The following is a 21,102-nucleotide window of genomic DNA, read 5'->3' on the forward strand; positions in this document are numbered from 1 at the left end:
ATCCGTCCCCCCATCGAGATCCAAACCCACTCGGCGTCCTTCCCCGGCGCGGTCAACGCGCGAGCGGTTCGACCCCGAGGTCTCGGATCGTGACCAGGGCGTGGAAGTCGAGCCCTCGGGCGGCGAAGGCCTCGGCCGCGCCTTCGAGCCGGTCGAGCACGACGATCACCCGCGCGACCTTGCATCCGAGCGCCTCGACGGCCGAGACCGCCTGGAGCGACGAGCCACCGGTGGTCGCGACATCGTCGACGATCACGACGGTCGAGCCCGGCTCGAGCGGCCCCTCGACGAGTTGCCCGGTCCCGTGGGCCTTGGCCTCCTTGCGCACGAGGAACCCGCGCAAGCTCGACCCGCCCCGCGCCCCGGCCACGGCCAGCGTCGCCCCGACGATCGGGTCGGCCCCCATCGTGAGGCCCCCCACCGCCGCGAGGCCGGGGAGGTCGGCCAATGCGTCGAGGACGCCCGCCCCGATCACCGCGGCCCCTTCCGCCGAGAGGGTCACCTTGCGACCGTCGACGTAGTAGTGCGAGCTCCGCCCGCTCGCCAGGGTGAATGTCCCCGTCTTGAGGGCATCACGCTTCAACAGTTCCAACAACCGCCCTCGGTCAAAGCTCCCGCCCATCGCTCTCACCCCTCGACATCCGATCGTCTCAAGTCTTGCCGACCCGCCACCCTACCAAAGTCACCCCCTCGTCTCCAGCGTCACATCCGCCCGGTCCGGAACGCATCGGATCGCCGCCGCCGTACCGCGATGAAGTCGACGAGTCGGGCCGGTCGAAGGAACAAGGTGCGGGTGCATCGCCGGACACCCGTCTTGTTGCCTGGCGACTGGAGGTTTCAAGCCGATGCCGAAGGCCCCTCGGAATGTGCCGGACCATGTCGGGCCGTTCCTCCACTATCTCATGGCGGAATGCGGCGTCTCGCCGCACACGCAGACGGCCTATCGGACCGACCTCGCCAAGTTCGTCCAGTGGCGCAAGGAGCATGCGCCAGGCCCCCTCGAAAAGATCGGCATCACCGTCCTGACCGGGTACGTTGCCTATCTCGGGGGTTGCGGCCTGGCCCCGACGAGCATCGCTCGCCACCTGGCCAGCCTCTCCACCTACTTCCGGTTCCTGATCCTCGACGGCCACGTCACCGAGAACGTGGCCAAGCTCCTGGTCGCGCCGGCGATCTGGGATAGCCTCCCCACCGTGCTCGGCCCTACCGCCGTCGCGAAGTTGCTCACGACGCCGAGCGAGAACACTCGACTCGGCCGTCGCGATCGCGCGGCGCTCGAGACGCTTTATGCGACGGGATGCCGGGCCTCCGAGGTCGTCGGGCTCCGTCCCAGAGACCTCGACCTGAAATCGGGGACGGCTCGCTGCATCGGCAAGGGAGACAAGGAGCGGATCGTGCCCCTGGGGGCCCAGGCCCGTGACGCCATCGAGACCTATCTCGCCAAGGACCGCCCCAACCTCGTCGCACGTCGCCCCGAGACGGAGTCGGTCTTCGTGTCGAGGACCGGGCGGCCCCTCTCACGAATCGGGCTCTGGCGAATCGTCAAGATCCACGCCCAGGCCGCGGGGCTGCACGGCGAGATCAGCCCGCACACCCTCCGGCACAGTTTCGCCACCCATCTCCTGGCCGGTGGGGCCGACCTCCGCGTCGTGCAGGAGATGCTCGGCCACGCCTCGATCGCCACGACCCAGATCTACACCCGGGTCGAGCTGAGCCGGCTCCGCGAGGTCCACGGGAAGTTCCACCCCCGTGGCTGACGATCGACGTCGAACCGAACTCAACCGCGACCAAGGTTGACCCTCCGAACTATTCCATATCGAATCGTCGCGGACTGCGCAGCGATCCCTTCGAGACTCTGTGCTACGGACCAGGCCTCGAACAGAGCAATCCTTCGCGACGAGACTCACGAACGAGTGCCATCGGGCCTCGGCAATCGGAGTCCAACAGGACGGTCAAATCCTCCCATCAAACACAAAATCAGCAAACCATACCCGTTACATTTTGCGACCCTTTATTGGCCGAAGCGGTAATCGAACCATCTCCCCGACCTAAACAAATCTATCAGAGCGGCCGAATCTTAGTGGAACGATGACGTTCCTGGCCGTAGCCATTGCGCAACGGGACCACGAGGATGTGCGAGCGAGAGCGTGGGTTACTGGTCGTCGTGTCATTCGAGGATCGTTCTCAGCCACCCCGATCCGGTCCGAATTGCAGGCCCGTCGGGGCATGTCGCCCCCCACCGAGAGTTCGACGGTGGGATCGAGACACTTAACTCCTCGGAGGATCCTTGGTCTTGGCGAGACCACGCACACCCGCGGACTCGTGACGAGGCAGGCCAGGGCGACGCGTTGACTGAGGTCGAGCGACTAACCGCGCCACTCCGCTCGCGTCGGGCCACTTCCTCCCGGTGCGATCGACACTTCGTATTTATTTTCATTTTTCCAAGGATGAGATAAAGGCCTATTATGCGAGCGATCTCGAGGGTCAAGGGCGTCTGGTCTTCCGTGAAGCGAGGCCGCTCCCGGGGGCTACGTCGAACCGGCCGGGCCTTGCGACTCGGGCTCCGTCCCGGTGTCGAAGGCGTCGAGGCGCGGACCCTGCTCGCCGCTCAACCGCTCGTCCTGGCGTCACTCGGCGATAGTTTGACCGATGAATACCAGTTCTACGGTCCCCTACCGGTCAGCTCGGTCAGCACCTTGGTCGGCTCCCCGGGTACGTCCGGTGTCGTGGGCGGGTCGGAGGAGGTGACGAGCCTGCTGAGCTTGCTCTCCGGCGCCTCCTCGGCCCCCGGCGACAGGGCCGGCTCGGCACTCCTGACACTCCCCCCCGAGTTATTCCTCACGGGCCGTAGCTCCGCACGCAACTGGGTCGAGAACCTCGCCGCGAATCGGTCCGCCGAACTCACTTTCGGCAATTTCGTCAGTGCCGGCCGAGGCCAGACGCGAAACCAAGGGTTCGAGGAGAACTGGGCACTCAGCGGGACGACCGCGGCGGGATACAACATCGCTCGGACGGGCACCACCTTCGCGCAAGAATACGAGGGTTTCCCCAACGAATTCGCCACGACAGGCAACCAGTCCCAGCCTGGTCTGATCACACAGAGCACCCCCTCGTCGCAATACACGATCCAGGACGTCAATGTGGCGACGATTCTCATCGGGGGCAACGACTATGCCCAGGCGGCCGTGAACTACGTCTTGAAGAGCGACACGGCGCCCCTGGAAACCAAAGGGTCGTCCGGCCAATGGGTGATTAATGACGCCATCGAGACCTCCATCGCATCGGCGATCTCGGCGATCCAGGCTGCGAGTCCGAATACCAAAATCGTGCTGATGACAACACCCAACATCGCCGCCACCCCGCTCATGCAGGACTTGCTGTCCGCCGTCGGCGCGTTCTACCCCAACCTCGAGCCCGCCATCAACCGGGACGCGGCCGATCTGGACACCTACCTGAACGCGACGTACGGAAATCTGACAAACGTGAAGGTGGTCGACACCCAGAAACTGATCAAGGACTTCGCGCAGGATCCCGTGATCGACGGCGTCTCGGTGAACATGTCGGCGGCCGGTCAAGCGTACACGGACGGTTTCTCCGCGGATGGGTTCCACCCGGGGACGATCCTCCAGGGAGTGCTGGCGCAGGCGATCGTCACCCAAATCAACGCTCTCTTCCCAGGGGCGTCGCCCGCGGTCGCACCGCTCTCGGACGCCGAGATCGTCAACTTCGCGGTGAATTCGCAGCCCGCGGTCACGCTCACGAGCTCCGCCCCCACCGCCTCGGCCGGCCAGGCGGTCACGCTCACGGCGCAGGTCATACCGCCGGTCGCGGCTGGGACGGCACCGACGGGGACCGTGACCTTCGAGGTCGTCGTCAGTGAGACCTTCGATGCGCTCGTCTCACCGTCATTGGTCCCCGGAGCGATCCTCGGAACGGTCCCCCTGAGTGCGTCGGGGACCGCGACACTGGTTCTCCCCTCGATGCCGGCGGGTACGGTGAACATCGAGGCTTTCTATAGTGGCGATCCCACTCACGAGGCTTATCTCTCAGCACCGTTGTCGCAGACGACGACAACCGCGGCGGCCGCGTCCTCAACAACCTTGTTCAGCTCCCAGGGCGAAGCGACGGCCGGCCAGGCGATCACGTTCACGGCGATTGTCTCTCCGATCGGCACGGGACTCCCCGCACCAACGGGCACCGTCACGTTCTTCGATCAGACCACGAACCAGCCCCTCGGAGACGCGACCCTTTCGAGCACGGGTGAGGGCTCGTTGAGCACCTCCAATCTCGCGGTGGGCGGGCACTCGATCGTAGCGACCTATCATGGCAATACCGTGCTCGCCTCGAGCGCGTCACTCGCGTTCGACGAGATCATTCAGGCCGCCGTTACGCCGATCTATCTGCCGCCCCCGAGTACCGTCCCGGGATCGGTGACGCAGTTGATCCCCACCTATCTGACCGTGCGCGGACGCCGGTTCCTGTCGTTCGAGGTCCGCGTGGCCCCGGTCGGCGCATTCGGCACGGGCGAGCCGTCGGGGACGGTCACCCTCGTCTTCGGGCCCAATCATGCCAGGATCCTCGACCTCGACCATGGCGCCGCGAAGACCGTCGTGCCGCTCGTCCGCGCAGCGGGACGTTTCGCCTATGCCTACTACCCGGGCTCGTCCCAGATCCTGGCCAGCGTCTCCGCCGTCACCTTCGTCCGGTCCAGCCCGAAGGCCAACCACTCGACCGGGCTCACCCGCCCCCACACTCCCAGGTGATCGGACGACCCTCGGCCCCGTGACCCTCGAGGGGTCGCTCTCGCCCCGGACGCGCTGAGTATCGCCCTCAGCGAATCATCAATGAGCGATCGTTAGGTTGAAGACCAGGCGAAAACCGAGGCATCTCCGGCGATTTGCCTTCAGGCCGTTTTGAATGGCTCCGTCCTCAGAGTGACTCAGGGGAGCCTTGGGCGCGAAGTCCCAAGCTAACGACCCTTTCAATCAATTGAGTGCCCCATCACGCCTTGACATGGGAGACATGTCTGACAGACGTCATTACCCTCGACGGAACAGGTATGCTCCGTCTAACGGGGGGGGGGACCGCCCTCACGCGATAAAGCCGTACAGATGACCCCGATTCCTAGCGTTGACGCTGCACCAGGGCCGTTGTCAGACAAGTGGGCTTCGGGATGAGCACTCAATTCGAGGTGTGGACGGCGAGGTTCTGAACTAACCTTTCGGTGCCCTCGATCTTCCGTTTCAACGACTCGCGCTCTTCCTTCTGCTTCTCAGTATCCGGGACGATTTTCTCGAAGACGCGGCGAGCTTCTTGGAAATGCTCTCGGGACGCCACAAGCCGACTTTCATTGGCGTCGAGAGCCCCCAGGGCAATCAAAGCCTCAACCCGAACCGCCTGGGCCAGGAAGGCCCGTTTGTCATGGATCTCGCCCAAGTACGTCTGGCCACGTTCCAGGTCGTTGAGGGCGGATAGGAAGTGATCTCGGGCCGATCCGGTTGTCGACTTCGCGTCAGGGTTAGGGTAGCTCGGCAGATACTCGCCCAACCGCACGGCTGTCCGGGCCCGCATCGGGTACCAGACAGCGAGATAGTTCCGGTTTTTGTCGTTCAAGTGTCCCTCGGCCTCCTTGATCAGGCCCGAAAGGATTTTGTAGGACTCCGGATACCGTCGCATAAACTCGTGAAAGTCCGCCGCCCCCTGTCGCGCGATCTGCCGCGAGGCGTCGAGCTCAAGCGTGGTCAGGAAGGCACTCCCCGCCAGCTCGCGATGGTTCTCGTTGAACAAAGCCATTCCAAGCGATTCGAGCTGCTCGACGACCTTCGGATGCGTCTTCCCCCATTCGACGAGAGCAGCCTTGTTCTTAATCGCCTCGGTGAGCTCCGTGCTGGCCCCGTCCAGGTCGGTGTCCTGTCGGGCAATCGCGAGGTAAAATCGAGCCACGGGGGAGTTGGGCGAATCCTCGACCATGGTCTCGAGTGGCCGGACCGCGTCGCGGAACCGCGAGGCATCGATGTCCCGGATGGCAGTCAAGAAGGCTGAACTCCGCTCGACCGGGATCAGGAGCTTGCCGAGCGGCCGAGCGGTTGCCGCACCGGCGATGCCGATGACGAGCGACGCGGCCAGAAGAACCTTGCGATGCCGGCTGACCCAATTTCGAGTCCGCTCCCGTATCGACGGGTTCGAAGCGTGTTGCAAGTCGCGACGGTCGAGGAAGCACTCGAGATCCTCGGCCAATGCCGTCGCGTTCGAATAGCGGTCCGCTGGGGAGTAGGCGAGGCAACGCGCCGCGATGGCTTCGAGGGCATGCGGAACGGCCGGATTGAATCGGCGAGGGAGGACGGGGGGGCAGCTCCGGAGGTCGAGCATCGTGCGGATCGTCCGGGGCAACGAATGGCCGACATCGGGCGTCTCCGGCGCCCGGCCCGTGAGCAGTTCGCACATCAGCAGGCCGAGTGAGTAGAGATCCGCCGAAGCCCCGACACTCTCCCAGCATTCGGGATCGAGGAAGGCCTCGAGCTGCTCGGGCGCCATGTAGGGCAACGTCCCGCCCCGGAGCGCCGCCTCGGCCTGGTCGGCGGAGTGCGGGTCGTGGGCGAGGTTGAAGTCGAGCAGCTGCGGGCCGTCTCGCGCCGTGATGAGCACGTTGGCCGGCTTCACGTCGCGGTGGAGGATCCCCATCGAATGCGCGTGCGCCAGGGCCCGGGCGAGCATGGCGACGACCCAGGCGACCCCTTCCGCATAGGTGCCTTGGGCCGGGAAGCCTTCCCAACCGCCGGCTTTCGAGGCGATGCCGCTCTCCGCGGGAAGCGGAGTGGTGGCGACGAAATCGCGGAGGGCCGAGGCGTGCCTGGGCAGGCCCTCGGGGTCGAGGCGAAAGATGAGCTGATCGAGCGGAAGCCCCGGCCGATACGGCATGCAAAGGCCGCGGAGATTCGTCTTGATCTGAAAGACGACCGAATGGACCGGCACGATGTGCTTGTGGTCGAGCCTCGCGAGGATGGACGGTTCCTGACCGCTATCGGGCGAGACCTTGAGCGCGACCTTACGCCCCGCCAGCGACTCATCACGCGCCAAGTAGACCCGCGCCGACTTCCCCTGGCCGAGGAGCGACTCGAGGTGAAACTCCTCGAAGTCCTCGCCGGGCAGGGGAAATTTCGGGGCCGGGGCCGATTGGACACCGGCTGCCTGGCTCAAGAGGTGGTGATAGTCCAACTGCGAAGCCAGCGAGTCGCGCCAGGGCTCATAGCGATCACAGAAGCTATCCGCTTCCGGGCGTTCGCCGGACTCCTCGAGGATGCAGAATTCCTCATAGATGAGGCTCAACACTCGATCGTTCTCGGCACGCAGCTCAGGGAACCGGACGATATAGTCCTGAACGGTTACCCCGTCGCCACGTCGATGACGGCAACGGAGGTCGACCTTGATCAGGCCGACGAGCCATGAGATCGGGGCCGAGGGGCCGGCGGCGGCCCAGTGCTCCGCAAGCGACGGTTCCCCGAAACGCCACGCATCTTGAAAGGCGAGGGCGGCCTCACGACCCGGTCCGAGGTCGGCGGCATGCCGAATGTCGGAGGCGACACTGACGCCCGTCCTCATGAACTCGCCTCCGAATCACGGAGCGATTCCTGGAGGTCTTTGAGGAAGCGCTGAACTTTCCGGATATTCCACCCAGTCCGGATGGCAATCTCGTTATTCGAATAGCCTTCGCGTTTGAGCTCGATAATGGTTCGTTCATCGTCGCCCTGGTGAGCGAGGAGATGCTGATGAACTTCGGTCGCCTGGGCGACCTGGCTCGCCGTGGGATCGGGGGAGGCGAGGCCCATCGTCGGTGAGCCCGAGTCAGGGTCGTTCGTAATCGCTCGGTCGCGCTTGATGTCGCGCTTGAGCGTATGGCGTCGGCGATATTCGTCGATGACCTTCTGCTCGGCGGCCTGCGCCAGGAAGGCCATCAGGGAGTGGAGCGAGGGGAAGTCGAGCCGGTCGAAGTTCGCGGCAAGGCTCTTCATGACGTCGTTGGCGAAGTCGGTCGAATCGTACAGGTTACGAAGCGGCCGATCGAGCTTGCGCCGGACGACACGGACGACCTTGGGGTAGCAGGTCTGAAAGAGTTCTTCCCAAGCGTCCTGATCCCCGGCCCGGGCGCGCGCCAAGAGGCTGCTGGGGTCGAGGGATTGCGGTTCCGACATTGGTGTCATGGGACCGATCCTCCCGGAGTAGGGATGGGAGGAGGATCGATCGATGCACCGCCCCTTCAGGATGAAGTGGAGGTCGAGGCGATCTTACCCGGGTCTCCCACCGCCACGACCGATTGTAGCGTCGTCGTGCCGCGGGAGAAAGCAGTGACCTCGGGATTTCGTCGCGATGCGAAATGCGAACAGGCCCATTCGTCGTCCTCGGGGGTGTCGAGGGCTGCGAACGGGCATTGCAAACCTAGCGGAGGCTTGAGCTTGGGGACGCCGACGGAATCCGACCCGTCCCGGACGTCCCCGGTGGCCGTGGCTCGAGTCGAAGCGAGCCCACGGCCAGGAGAATCGTGCGAGCCGCGACCGAGTGCGATTCACGATCGATCAAGGGGGCGGCGGGAGGGGGGGCGCCGGGACGGCCGCCGTGGGCGGGTCCGAGCCGTCGTTGGTGTTGGCCTTGGGTGGCGAGGCCACGACGGCGGCGGAAGTCGCCGCTGCGGCCAGCGGAGTCACCCCCGACGGGGCGATACGGCTGGAGAGTTCATCGAATAGGGGACGGTATCGGCGGCTTCGCACGTTGACTTCTCCTAACTGCCTAACCACGCAAACGATTCATATGTTCGGGGGATTCGCAGCCTGGGATTCCCCGGGCTCGGGGATCGGACCGCATCCCCTTCAGCTTTCGGACTTAGGACGAGGACTTCCGGATTCCCTCGGGACGTACCTTCCACGCCCCCCGCCACGCGGGGTTCGGCGCAGGGGCGGCCGCGAGCACGCTCCTGACTCCTCACTCAATTCATCTGCCCCGGAGGGCACCTTCCTTGAGTCTCTTCGGGACGAAGCGGGGGCGCACACCCCGCGTGTTGCGAGGCGACTCCCGCCTGTCCATGTTCGATGACCTTCGGCGCCCGAGCGTCAGTTCCAGTCGACGCTCGAGTCTTCCATCCGGGTCAAAAGGTCCGTCGTGCCGTCACGCTCGAGTTCGAGGTCTCGAACCGGATAAGACTCCGGGGACAGCAGCGAGAGACTGGCCTGGCGATAGAGCGGACACATCCAATGTTGATTCGCGGCGTCGGGCCTCAGGCGGTCCGCCAGGTCGTGCCGGCCTGTGCGGCGGGCGACGATGTAGCGACCGAGGGGGGAGAGCGACCGACTCTTGGTGATCAGGACCGTTGCGATGCTCTCGCCGCGGTCGATCCGGCGGTGGGCCCGTCGGACCTCGTAACGCAGCTCGAGTCGGAGCGTGGCGATGATCCGGCGGACTCGCTTCACATACCGCTGCGCCGAGGACGCCTGAACCAGGTCAGCCCAAGGGTCGACCAGGGTTGAGGAAATCGACTGCGCCGCGACATACAACTCGGGGTCGAGGGGGACTGCCGGATGGTCGCGATGCACCTGGAGCAGGGTCGCTGCCGCGGCCGACCAGACGCCCGGAGCCGAACAGGCCGGGAGCCAGACGGGTTGTCGCAGGACATACGCCCGCTCGATCCGCAACGCCAACGATTCGATCATCTCTTGTGTCGCGAGCACGATCACCTCATCCCGGCGAACGTTGCGTCACTCCTCGCCACCACGTCCCGCCATGATTGAGGAACCGTAATCGAGGATCCGCCGCGACAAGAAATTCAGGCCCTCCCCAAAAAGTTTTCCGAACCCCATCCCGGACGCATCGCACTCCCCTTAGTTGGGAGGCAGGCCGCCGGGGATCCCGGACGTCGTCACGGTCCCTCGGCGGACCGAAGCCTCTCGAGAGGCCCGACGCGAATCCCGGCGCAGCGTTCGACGGGCGATGTCGCACGCATGAGCTGGCCACGACCATGGGTCGAAGGGCATGCTCGTCTTAACAAATAAACGAAATCTCCCGACAAAGGCAACTACAAAATACTGTCATTTCCAAAAAAGTTGGAGTGTTAAGGATCTCAAAATCGCAAGTCTGGGCCGGTGGGGTCGGCGCGGCACGACACCGCAATCTCAAAAGATTTTCCGGATTACAGAGCCGCCGGAATTCGCGGCGACTACACAATACGACCGAGCGTCCAATCGGGGTAAATCCTTCAACCACTACAGTTCGGCGAGAAGTGATGCCCACGTTCTGGGCATGGGAGTGGAGGAGGCGTCCCGAATGTCATCGAGGATGGGAGCACGGCAGTTAGAGGGAAATCCTCATATCATTCCGGATGAACTCCGGCAACCCGCGCCAGGGAGATCTTCGGGATTACCGGCCGCAGCAGAGGCGAAGGGACGCGGGTTCCGATGGTCGAGCCGGCCGTACCCTCGTCCGTGTCGAACGTCCGCCGGACGGAACTCCATCCGCCATCGACGTCGGGAACCCGCCATCCATCGCAACCAAGCCGACGTTCGCGAGGAGGATATTACCGGCGTCCGGCCTAAACAACAATGCCCAAAACAATTAATAGCATCCCGGTGCATCACCGTGGTTGTAATTAGGATCGAACTCCGACGGCGAATCGGCGAGAGCGTCGGGCTGTACTCCACCATCGGGCCCATTCACCGTGGCCCGAGACCCACCCTTGGACTCTAGGACATGCAGAGCGACTCCGGTCTCGACGAGGCGAAGAATCTATTTTTCTAAATCCTTTGCCCCATGGACACCCGAGCCGCGACTCTCGGTGCGTCGATTCGCCGGACGACTCCGGAGCTGTATAACTTTGTTCACATAATCGAGCCGCCTACACAGTCCGTTACAATCGACAAATCTTCCGCAAATTAACAAACCTTAACGGAGTCGGAGCCGGAAAACGCCAATAGAGTGGTTAGAAGAACGCTACGAAGGATTGAGCACCGGACACCTGAAGATGGGGTCCGAGTGAATTCGGCAGGCGGCCGATGCTCGGGGTCCGAAGAAGACCCGAACACAAGGTGAAGAAATGGATTCGTCCCTGCGCAAGCTGGTTGGACTCGGGCTGGGCACGAAGGATCAAGCGCCGGCCCGACATCGGTCCACCTCCGCAGCGCCGAGCTGCGAATCGCTCGAAGGCCGGCAACTCCTGTCGACGGCCGCGGCAAGTCAGGCGGACGTGCCGGCTCTCTTCTCCCAGGGAGCTCCGACCGGGGACTTTGCACCGACCTCGATGAGCCCATCGGGGGGGATGACCGACGCGGCGACGTCCGACCCCTACGCCTGGCTCTTCTCAGGGACCAGCACCGGCACGACTTCGAGCGACTCGTCGTCGTCGACCTCCTCGGGAACGACGAGCCCGACGGGTAACCTCAAGACGGACCTCTCGACGCTCCAGTCCGACCTTACGAAGATTCATGACAAGTCGGGGGTCACCCCGGCCCAACTCTCGGCGATCAACATCGACTCGAAGAAACTCGAGGCCGAATCCACGTCGTCCCCGTCCCAGGCCTCGATCACGACCCTCATGACCGACCTTCAAGCGGTCGGCAACCAACTCCCCACCACCGACCAGACGACTCAGCTCGCGACCGACCTCACCGCGGTGTTCACCAGCGCGGGGGTCACCGACCAGGATGACATCACCCAGACGGTCACCGACCTCGAGGCGATCATCACGTCCTCGAATGTCACGTCGGACGACCTCGCCACGATCGCGACCGACCTCACGGCCGTGCAGAACGACCGAGGGCAGGGGGCGGGTGCCTCGGCCCCCCTGGCCGCCAGCCCTCTCATGGTCGTCCTCGGACAGGAGTTGAACGGCGGTGCGAGCACCTCCATGAGCCCGGGAGGCGCGATGGCGAGCCCTTCCTCGTCGATGCCGTTCTCCTGGCTCCTCAAGGACTTCGCGGGTGATCCGAGCCAAACCGACCCGAGCACGACGACGAGCTCGGACTCCTCGGCCACTTCGGGCTCGACGGGAGCGACCGGCGACGCTCAGACGGCCTTCTCCACGCTCCAGTCCGACCTCACCAAGATCTATGACAAGTCGAGCGTGACCCCGGCGCAGATCGCCGCGATCACCGCCGACTCGAAGAAACTCGAGGCCGAGTCCACGTCGTCCCCGTCCCAGGCCTCGGTCACGACCCTCATGAGTGACCTCAAGGCCGTCGGCAACCAGCTCCCCACCGCCGACCAGACGACCCAGCTCCAGTCCGACTTCACCGCCGTGCTCACCAGCGCGGGGGTCACCGACCAAAACGACATCACCCAGGCGATCACCGACCTCGGGGCCGTCTTCACGTCCTCGAATATCACGTCGGACGACCTGGCCACGATCGCAACCGACCAGGCCGCGATCCAGGGCGCGTTGGGGACTTCGACCGACGACCTGTCGAGCAATCCCATCGCCATGGCGTTCGCCGTCCAACTGAACGGCGGGGCCACCCCGACGTCCCTCAGCGTCTCGGGCCAGGCCCCGCACTCGTTCCAGTTCGCGGGCGGGCCCGACGCCTCCTGGTCGTATTCGTCTACGGGCCAAGGGATGGGCATGCCGTTCGGCGGCGGGATGACGCAAGGTTTCGATAGCCAGGGTGGCTCCTCGTTCGCGATCCCCTTCGACGCCCACAGCACGCCGATGGACGGTTCGGGCGGCGACGTCTCGGGCTCGATGGGAGGCTACTCCGACATGACCTCGTCGGGCGCCTTCGACGTCGGGGCGCACGGATTCCCGGTGGGCCTTGGGATGGGAGGGCAGGATTCCGGCAGCCAGGCGACGCCCACCACTTCGGGAGCGGGCAGCCAGGCAATACCCACCTCCGCCCCGATGGGAGGCGGCCAAGGAGACGCCTCCCAGGCCCAGACGACATCCATCAACGCGGCTGCCGGCGGCCAGGGGACGGTGACGCTTTCCCGCGGCGAGGTGGGTCTCGGAGGCGCCGGAGCCAGCTTCCGCATGGGCACCGTCCGAGGCGCGACCGGCATGTCGCTCCGTCAAGGTGGGGCCGTGCCGGGAGGCCCGAGGGTCACCGCGAACTGGGCCTCGACGTTCAGGACCCAGGCATCCCATTCGACCGGCACGCAAGCCGTGGGGTTCGTCCACAACACGAACGCCAACCGCACCGGCAACGCCTTCGGGCGAGGAGGTCGCGCCTAAAAGACCCAACGAAACGCCCACCCTCACCAACCTCCGCCACGACGGACGCTCTCCTGACACGTTCGTCGCGGCGGAGGCCGCCTATCCCGAAGCCCGCCCCTTTTGGAAAGAGGGGCGGGCTTCGCGCTTTACCAGACCCAGTCAGAAATCACCCCAAAACCCAACTGCCGACCCACTCGAAATCGACACGTTTATAATTTATTTTAGATAATGAATTTCATTCATTTCATTACCCGTGTTTCATCCGTGTTCAATCCGTGGCTAAAAAATCTTACCATTTACTTCACACAGCATTCCCAGCAGGAAAAGCCCAATCCGTCGACCTCGAGCCTGCTCCAAATCTTGCGGCAACCCGTCGTTCTCGATAAGTTGAGAAGGCGCGAAGGGGTGGGAATCGGTGCAACTCGATCCTCCGTGATCTCACCACGACGAATCGTGGCCCCCGTCTCTATCCCGTGAAACGTACATCGAAGTCAACGACCGTCGGTCTCGCCCAGAATGTTCAGCGATGGTGCAAGTCTCGTCGAGTCCGGAGAGCCGAAGGACGATCCCGCCTCGGATCGGTTCCCGACACCTCTTCGAGGTCCCGCGTGCCGACCATTCCCCACGTCGCAACGACGCGATCCCCGAGCCACACGCGACGCCTCAGGTCCGATGAGCATGCGCGTCCCGCCCAAGGTGCTGGGCTGGGTTTCGCGAAGGTAGTACCGTGCTCGCCGTCCGAGAGGAGTCCGCCTCACAGCCTTCCCCCCACCGAACCCGCGAACGCCCCGCGCCAATCGGGCACCGAGTCGTCGGCCGGAGTGACTTCGAGGAGTGCCTTTTGATGAAGATGTTGCGGCAAGTCATGGTCCTCGCGCTGTTGAGTGGGGTGGTCGCGCTGGCGACAACCCCGATCCCGGCCGTCGCCGAGGCCCCGAAGGACGCCGGCGCGAGTCCGACCAGGGATGCCGCGGCGCACGCGAAGGAACCAGGATCGCCCCCCAAGATCGCGGCGGCCGAGATCCTTATGGAGAAAGGATCGAGGGGAGTCCTCGCCGAGTTCTGGCACAACTTCACGCACAACCTGTTCAAGCCGTTGCTCCTCTTCTTCGCGATGGGCTTCCTCGTCCCGATCTTGAAGGTCCAGCTCGAGTTCCCGTACACCGTCTACCAGGCCCTGGTGATCTACCTGCTCCTGGCGATCGGCTGGAAAGGCGGGGAGGAGCTTGCCCACCTCGAAGCCAGCGCACTGGGGCCGGTGCTGGGCTTCATGCTGACCGGCTTCGTCACGAACGTCGTCATCGGGATCGTCGCCTACGCGCTGCTGAGCGCATTGACGAAGATGCGACGGGTCGACAAGGCGACGGTGGCGGGCTACTACGGCTCCGACTCGGCCGGGACGTTCGCGATCTGCCAGGGCGTCCTCACGATGAGCGCCATCAAGTTCGACGCCTACATGCCGGTCATGCTGGCGGTCATGGAGATCCCCGGCTGCCTCGTCGCCCTTTACCTCGTCTCAAGGCTCCGCCACAAGGGGATGGATGCCCTCGGCAACATGCCCGATGAGACGGGGTACAACCCCAGGGCGTCCGCACCGATCCGCTCGCACGGGCATGAACACGCACACGGACATGGAGAGCACATCATCGACGAGGTGGATAAGCTGACCCTCGAAGTCGTCGACTCGGGCGAGATGCCCGTCGTCGACTTGAAGACGCCCCCGGGCCTGCTCAGCGGGAAGTTACTCCATGAGGTCTTCCTCAACGCGGGCCTTTACCTCCTCTTCGGCGGCATCACGATCGGCTTCATCAGTGGCCTCCAAGGAGAGAAAGTTACGGCCGACGACGACCGGCTGTTCATCGGGCTGTTCCAAGGGATCCTCTGCCTCTTCCTCCTCGAGATGGGGATGACGGCGTCGAGGAAGCTCAAGGACTTGCGGTCGGCCGGGACCGGGTTCTTGATCTACGGCCTGCTGGCCCCGAACCTGTTCGCCCCGACCGGGATCCTCATCGCCCACGTGTACAGCCACCTCACCGGCACCCACTTCGAGCCGGGGACCTACGTCCTCTTCGCCGTCCTCTGCGGCGCGGCGTCGTACATCGCCGTCCCGGCCGTCCAACGACTCGCGATCCCCGAGGCGAGTCCGACCCTCCCCCTGGCCGCTTCGCTCGGCCTGACCTTCTCGTGGAACGTCACGGTCGGCATCCCCATCTACATCGAGCTCGCCAAGGCGATCCAGACCGCCTGGCCGGCCTGAGCCGGCGCCCTCCCGCGTCACTCGCACCTGGAAGCTGAAGGAGATGCCGAGCGCCAATTCCTCGTGCCGCGATCGCCGTTTCCGACTGGCGAACGCGGCGTCCTTTTTTGGCGGACGTTCCTGCCGAATTCCTTAGGATTCCATAACCTGGGCGATCGTCCCCACGATCCCATCAATCCGGGGTTCGATCACCGGCCGTTTCTTCGGCCGATGTCGCTTACAAGAGGGGACACGCAACTCGATGCGCGGGACCGGCCCGACGCGGCGGAAAAGGCTCGCGTCGCAGGTCGCTCAGGCGAGCGGATCGGTCGGTCTCGAAATGTGCCGGCACCATTAATCTGAGGGGAGAAGACGATGAAGAAACCTGTGTTCGCGTTCCCGGCTCTCGCCGCGATCCTGATGGTTTCGACCGCGGCCCAAGCCCAGGGTCAGGGCGGCGGCCGCTTCGGCGGCGGCATGGGGGGACGAGGCGGCTACGCGCTGCTCTCGAACAAGGGCGTCCAGAAGGAACTGAAGCTCAGCGACGACAAGGCCGAGAAGGTCACAGCGGCCGTTACGGAGATCAATGCGAAGCTCCGCGAGAAGATGCAGGAGATCCCCCAGGAAGAGCGCCGTGAGAAGATGCCCGAGCTCATGAAGGCCCACAACGAAGAGGTGAAGGCCGCCGTGAAGGATCTCCTGACCGCCGAGCAGTTCGCGCGGCTCGACCAGATCGTCCTCCAGCAGCGGGGCCTCGAGGCCTTCGCCGACGCGAAGGTGAAAGAGAAGCTGAGCCTGTCCTCAGACCAGGCCGCCAAGATCCAGGACATTTCGGAAGACACCCGCGAGCAAAGCCGAGAGATCATGCAGTCCTTCCAGGACGACCGCGAAGGCGCCATGCAGAAGATGGCGACCCTCCGAAAAGAGTCATTCGAGAAGGCCGCCGCCCTCCTCAGCGACGACCAGAAGAAGAGCTGGAAGGAAATGACGGGCGAGCCGTTCGAAGTCCGCTTCGAGCGACGCCCGGGCGCCTGAACCCTCGACAATCATCGCGTCCAGGGCCGACCCCGCTGACGCTGGGTCTCAAGGAGCCGAGGAGTCCCCTCCGTCCTCTCCCACCAGGAGAAGACGGTCGGATTCCCCGGCTCCTTCGATGCGCCCCGAGTTCCTCACACCAAGGAAGAAAGGCTGGGGACGATCTGCAGACGGCACCGATCGACTCCGATGAGATGAGAATGGATGGCAATTCCATCTGGGCCAATCAGCGGACAGGCCTCGCGGCAGCTTCCTTTCTCAATTTCGCATATCGCTCATCCAGGGCTGCCATCCGTTGATCGAGCTCGGAACGCGACAGGAAGCGGCCACCCACGACCACGGCCGCGATCCCCCGCGTATTTGCGACATCCGCCATCGGATCGGCATCCAGCAGCAAGAGATCCGCGCGCATTCCCAATGCGACCACACCGCGGTCATTCGCGACACCCAGCCACTCCGCCGGCAGCCGCGTCGCTCCCTCCAGCACCTGCGTGTTGCTCAGACCGTACCGGGCCATCACCTCCAGCTCATCGTGCAAGGAGAAGCCCGCCACCATCCCCGGAACCGGCGTGTCCGAACCCGCGAGCACCGGTATCCCCGCCTCGGCGAAGCCCTGGACCAGTTTTCGGTTGAACGCCACGATCGAACGCAGATACTCCACATACTTCCCGTTTGCTTGCGCCACGTACGGGTTGTGCTCGGTCACCATCTCATAAACCAGTGGAGTGAGGAAACGCAGCTCGGGCCGCGACTTCAACGTCTCCGGATGCGAGGTCTCCTCCAGCAGACGTTCGTCCAGTGACAGGGTGCCCGTCAGCCACGTCCCGTTCCGCTTCGCCATCTCAACATAGCGAGGAATGTCTGCTTCGGTCGGAGTCGCGGTCTGCTGTGCAAACTCCTCCGCATGGGCCACCATCCCGAACCCGGGCTGAAAGAACGACTCCGTGATCCCCTTCCCGCGCTGGGGAAGATGGCCGACGACCGGCATGTTCAGCTTGCGTGCCTCGTCCACGATCGCCGTAAACGTCGGCAGATCCAGCTTGCTGTACACCTTGATGATCTCGTAGCCCTCAACGGAGGCGTCGCGCACCACTTGCCGTCCATCACCCGGCGTTGCGGCAACCCGCGTCATCCCCAGCGGCCAGAGCGGATCGGGCCCATCGATCATCGCGGCCAAAGCGATGTGAGGCCCGACCACCCGACCACTCTCGACCTCATCGCGCTGCCCCACCGTCTCGGAGGTCGCCGACAAATTGAACACCTGCAGCACACCGTTCGCCAGGTACGGCAGGAGGATGTCCTCGGTGTGGATCGTCCCCGTAGGAATCTTGGGGTTCTTCAAGAACATCCGCAGAATGCGGTCGTTCTCCATATGAACATGCGCATCCGTGAGACCTGGCATCAAGAACTTTCCCGCGCCGTCGATCCGCCTTACGTCCGTACCGACTCTCGCATCCGCCGACGCCTCAACCCCCGCAATGCGTCCGTCCCGAAGCGTCACCGTCTGGTCCCGAAGAATGCCGCCGTTCCTGGTCATCGGAACCACGTTGACATGCTCGATCGCCATCGGCGCCGGGGCCGGCAGGGGCTGACCCGAAGCGATGCCAGGCGCAAGGATCAGGGAGAGCACGGCACAACCAAGCCAACGTCGATTCATGGATTCCTCGAAAGCATGCGACGAGCCGGACCCCGAAGTCTTCACAGAGGAGCGAAGAGGGAACGCAACGAATGGAATCGGCCTAATTTCCATGACCCAATAAATGAGACAATTATTTTTTAAAACAGATTACAAACATCAGCACAATAAAATTATAGGAATACCTAGAAAATCCAGTCGCATTTCCAATCTGCGTCCATCTGCGTCACCTGTCGAGAAATCCTTCATTCCTCTTGATTTATCCGTGTTCCATCCGTGGCTAAAGAATCCCCATCTCCTCTCCGTAGCAAAGGCCAACGCCATGTCATCTCGGATCGTTGTTTGATATCCGGCGTTCGCTCGGCCCGTGGAAAGGTACGCGGGTGGCTGCTCGGCCCGATTCCCGCATACCTGTCTTTTCTCAACCGTCTGCCCTCAGGTCGGCCCGCCCGCGAGCTTCGCCTCGGTCTCGATCATGTCGGGCTCGCTGATCCTCGAGATCAATTGATCGGTGCTGGTCGGGTCGACGGCCCGGCAAGACTCGGTCAGCTTTGCGGCCAGTTCGTGCAGCTCGGTCCGCCAGACGAGAATCGATGGATCGGCGTCGCCAATCACGGCGCAGGCCCGTTCAAACTCGTCGCAGAGCATGATCATCCGCTGGATGTGGCGGAAGATGATCCCCTCCTGCTTGGTGAGGTCGAGGGTCGTCACGAACTTGTTGAAGTTGCCGCCGAACTCGATCAACTCCCCGACGCACCAGAGCGGGTGCGAGCGGACGTCGGTGATGTCGGGGTAGCATGCGTCGAAATACGACCGGAGCTTGTCCGCAAAGGTCGGCGGCCTCTTCTCCCAATCCTCTTTGTCGTCGTCCTCCTCCTCTTCCTCGACCTGCGCGGACATTAGCCCGCGTTGGATAAGCTCGGCATCGAGCCTCGAGGTGGCGAGGGCGCCCGCCTCCAGCAGCTTGAGCGGGACTCGGAGACGCTTCCGGACCGGGCCGGGCACGTCCAGGGCGCTCTCCATGGCTTGCACGCGCTCGACGGCATCGGCCCCGGCCAGGATATCGGTCAAGAAGGCGCCATAGAGGGGATGGATGCTCCGGAACGCCAGCAGTTTCCCCATCGCGGGCGTCGGCTGGGCCAGGGTCGGCGTGTAAGGCGTCGAGGGCTGGCCGGCTTCCGGCGGCGGCGGAGGCTCGGGGCTCAGGGTCACGAATCCGCCGTCGTGCAGCGCCAGCAGCATCCGGTCGAGCACCTTCTCGCCCGCGACGATCCGCGGTTCGTCCATCAGCCGCTTGCGGACCGCGACGCGGATGAACTCGACTTCCGGCGAGACCTCGAGCATATAGGCCAGCAGCCGCCAGGGGAGCGGCCCTTTGCTATAAAGCTTGCCGGGCGGGGCGACCTTGAGCTGGTTGAAGTGCCCCTCGACCCAATATTGCTCGGTCTCGCGGCGCTTCGGCTTCTTCTTCTTGAGGGCCTTCTTCGCCTTCATCAGTCCCGGGTCGCGGGTGTCCTCGGGGATGGCGTCATACTTCACCTTCCACCTCAGGATGTCGACGTCGTCGGGGTGCGCCAGGGCGTAGATGAAACCCCGATCGTCGAACTGCGGCCGACCGGCCCGGCCGAAGATCTGGTGCGCGATGCTGGAGTCGATCAGCTTCTTGGCGCCGAAGGGGCCCTTCACCAGTGTCGAGAGCACTACCGATCGCGCCGGGAGATTGATACCGGCCGCCAGGGTCTCGGTGCAGACGACGACGGGGAGGAGTTTGCGTTGGAAGAGGTCCTCGACGGCCAGGCGATATCTCGGCACGAGCCCCGCGTGGTGGACGCCGACCCCTCGATGGAGCAATCGCTTGAGCTTGGGGCCGGCTCCCTGGCTGAAGTCGAGCGCATTGACCCGGTCGTGGAGCTCCTTCTTCTTCTCGTCGGACAGGTTGAGATCCTTGCCCATGACGTTCTCGGCGACGCTCCAGCACTCCTCGCGGTCGAAGCAGAAGACCAGGGCGGGCGTCCGAGGCCCTTCCTCGTCGCCGGCCGCCATCACGACGAGCTGCTCGTTCAGGAACTTGTCGGGCACCCATTCGTAGGTCAGCGGCACCCGGCGTTCCGTCCCCTCGACCAGCGAGATCTTGCGGTCGTGCTGCCTCGCCAGCCAGCCGACGAACTCGGCCGAGTTCCCGACCGTCGCCGAGAGCAGGAGCAGGCGGACGTGCTTGGGCAGCATGCCGAGCGACAGCTCCCAGACGATCCCGCGCTCCGTCTCGGCGAAGTTGTGGAACTCGTCCATGACGCAGGCCGTCACGTCGGAGAAGTCGAACCGGTTGAGCAGCCGGTTCAGGAGGATCTCGGCCACGACGATGAGCACCGGGGCCTCGGGATTGACCTTCCGGCTGCCGGTGACCAGCCCCACGTCCTCGCGGCGGAAGCCCCACTCGACCGCGCGGTCTTGCATCTCCTGGAATTTCTGCTCGGTCAGCGCGATCAAGGGCGTCGTATAGTAGGCGGCCTTCCCCGTATGGAGCGCCTCGAAGAGGGCCGCCTCGGCGATCAGGGTCTTGCCCGTGCCCGTCGGCGCGCAGACGAGGACGCCCTGCTCGGACTCGAACCAGGCCGCCAGCGCGAGATCCTGGACGGGATAAGGCTCGTAGGGCAACTGGTCCACATACCGCACGTACAACTCGTCGCGCGTCGGAATCTCCAACGACATCGGCCGCATTCTCCCAGGCAGGTGGACAAGGACTATCTCACATGGGGCAAGCGTCCGCCCGCCCCACGAAATGACCAGGAGATCCGGACCAGACGCCCCACTCCGAATCGGCCCCCCACGCGAAGCCCTCTCCAGTGTGACCAGTCTCACGTTTTTCCGAAACCCGTTTGCCCTTCAACGAGAATCGCAGGGGCGACTCTCCTCGCTGAGCTCTACCGGATTCTCACCGCGCGAGAAGTTCACCACGAAGGACACAAAGAGGAGGAATCGGAGGGATTCGATCCTCCTCGAACCTGCTTTGAT

The 21,102-nt window shown here is 64.1% G+C and carries 12 protein-coding genes; 5 read left to right on the forward strand and 7 right to left on the reverse strand.

All coding sequences use genetic code 11. The annotated features are described in order from the left end of the window. Positions 1 to 52 precede the first annotated feature (52 nt). Positions 53 to 622, reverse strand: coding sequence for an orotate phosphoribosyltransferase (gene pyrE / locus ACYOEI_RS07255; RefSeq protein ID WP_462848707.1), 570 nt, complete (start codon positions 620 to 622; stop codon positions 53 to 55). Between the two features lie 223 nt (positions 623 to 845). Between pyrE and xerD the strand changes: the two genes are divergently transcribed. Together xerD and ACYOEI_RS07265 are read left to right on the forward strand one after the other, a co-directional pair. Beyond that, on the forward strand, positions 846 to 1,757 hold the full coding sequence (xerD, locus tag ACYOEI_RS07260) for a site-specific tyrosine recombinase XerD (protein ID WP_462848708.1): 912 nt from the start codon (positions 846 to 848) through the stop codon (positions 1,755 to 1,757). A gap of 708 nt (positions 1,758 to 2,465) precedes the next feature. Then, positions 2,466 to 4,763, forward strand: coding sequence for an Ig-like domain repeat protein (locus ACYOEI_RS07265; protein ID WP_462848709.1), 2,298 nt, complete (start codon positions 2,466 to 2,468; stop codon positions 4,761 to 4,763). A gap of 418 nt (positions 4,764 to 5,181) precedes the next feature. On the opposite strand, the gene ACYOEI_RS07270 is transcribed toward ACYOEI_RS07265, so the two are convergent. The 4 genes from ACYOEI_RS07270 to ACYOEI_RS07285 all read right to left on the reverse strand — a co-directional run bounded on the left by ACYOEI_RS07270 (position 5,182) and on the right by ACYOEI_RS07285 (position 9,716). Next, positions 5,182 to 7,599, reverse strand: a complete 2,418-nt coding sequence (locus tag ACYOEI_RS07270; RefSeq protein ID WP_462848710.1) for a protein kinase domain-containing protein — start codon at positions 7,597 to 7,599, stop codon at positions 5,182 to 5,184. After that, positions 7,596 to 8,198 carry an RNA polymerase sigma factor gene (locus tag ACYOEI_RS07275; RefSeq protein ID WP_462848711.1) on the reverse strand — a complete coding sequence of 201 codons (603 nt, stop codon included), beginning with the start codon at positions 8,196 to 8,198 and terminating at the stop codon, positions 7,596 to 7,598. Before ACYOEI_RS07275 ends, ACYOEI_RS07270 begins: the two co-directional genes overlap by 4 nt. Positions 8,199 to 8,570: 372 nt before the next feature. After that, a complete protein-coding gene (locus ACYOEI_RS07280; protein ID WP_462848712.1) occupies positions 8,571 to 8,762 on the reverse strand; it encodes a hypothetical protein in 192 nt (63 codons plus the stop codon). A gap of 339 nt (positions 8,763 to 9,101) precedes the next feature. After that, complete coding sequence (locus ACYOEI_RS07285; RefSeq protein ID WP_462848713.1) at positions 9,102 to 9,716, reverse strand: hypothetical protein; 615 nt, start codon at positions 9,714 to 9,716, stop codon at positions 9,102 to 9,104. 1,358 nt (positions 9,717 to 11,074) lie between these two features. Between ACYOEI_RS07285 and ACYOEI_RS07290 the strand changes: the two genes are divergently transcribed. The 3 genes from ACYOEI_RS07290 (at position 11,075) to ACYOEI_RS07300 (ending at position 16,454) form a co-directional block, all read left to right on the forward strand. Next, a complete protein-coding gene (locus ACYOEI_RS07290) occupies positions 11,075 to 13,201 on the forward strand; it encodes a hypothetical protein (protein WP_462848714.1) in 2,127 nt (708 codons plus the stop codon). Positions 13,202 to 14,210: 1,009 nt separating this feature from the next. Beyond that, the gene (locus ACYOEI_RS07295) at positions 14,211 to 15,440 is read left to right on the forward strand and encodes a sodium-dependent bicarbonate transport family permease (RefSeq protein WP_462849109.1); all 1,230 of its coding nucleotides are present in this window, start codon (positions 14,211 to 14,213) and stop codon (positions 15,438 to 15,440) included. Positions 15,441 to 15,794: 354 nt separating this feature from the next. Then, on the forward strand, positions 15,795 to 16,454 hold the full coding sequence (locus ACYOEI_RS07300; RefSeq protein ID WP_462848715.1) for a hypothetical protein: 660 nt from the start codon (positions 15,795 to 15,797) through the stop codon (positions 16,452 to 16,454). 226 nt (positions 16,455 to 16,680) lie between these two features. On the opposite strand, the gene ACYOEI_RS07305 is transcribed toward ACYOEI_RS07300, so the two are convergent. Together ACYOEI_RS07305 and ACYOEI_RS07310 are read right to left on the reverse strand one after the other, a co-directional pair. Next, positions 16,681 to 18,111, reverse strand: coding sequence for an amidohydrolase family protein (locus ACYOEI_RS07305; RefSeq protein ID WP_462848716.1), 1,431 nt, complete (start codon positions 18,109 to 18,111; stop codon positions 16,681 to 16,683). Between the two features lie 414 nt (positions 18,112 to 18,525). Beyond that, on the reverse strand, positions 18,526 to 20,799 hold the full coding sequence (locus ACYOEI_RS07310) for a DEAD/DEAH box helicase (protein ID WP_462848717.1): 2,274 nt from the start codon (positions 20,797 to 20,799) through the stop codon (positions 18,526 to 18,528). Positions 20,800 to 21,102: the final 303 nt, after the last annotated feature.

Source organism: Singulisphaera rosea, from assembly GCF_054877945.1.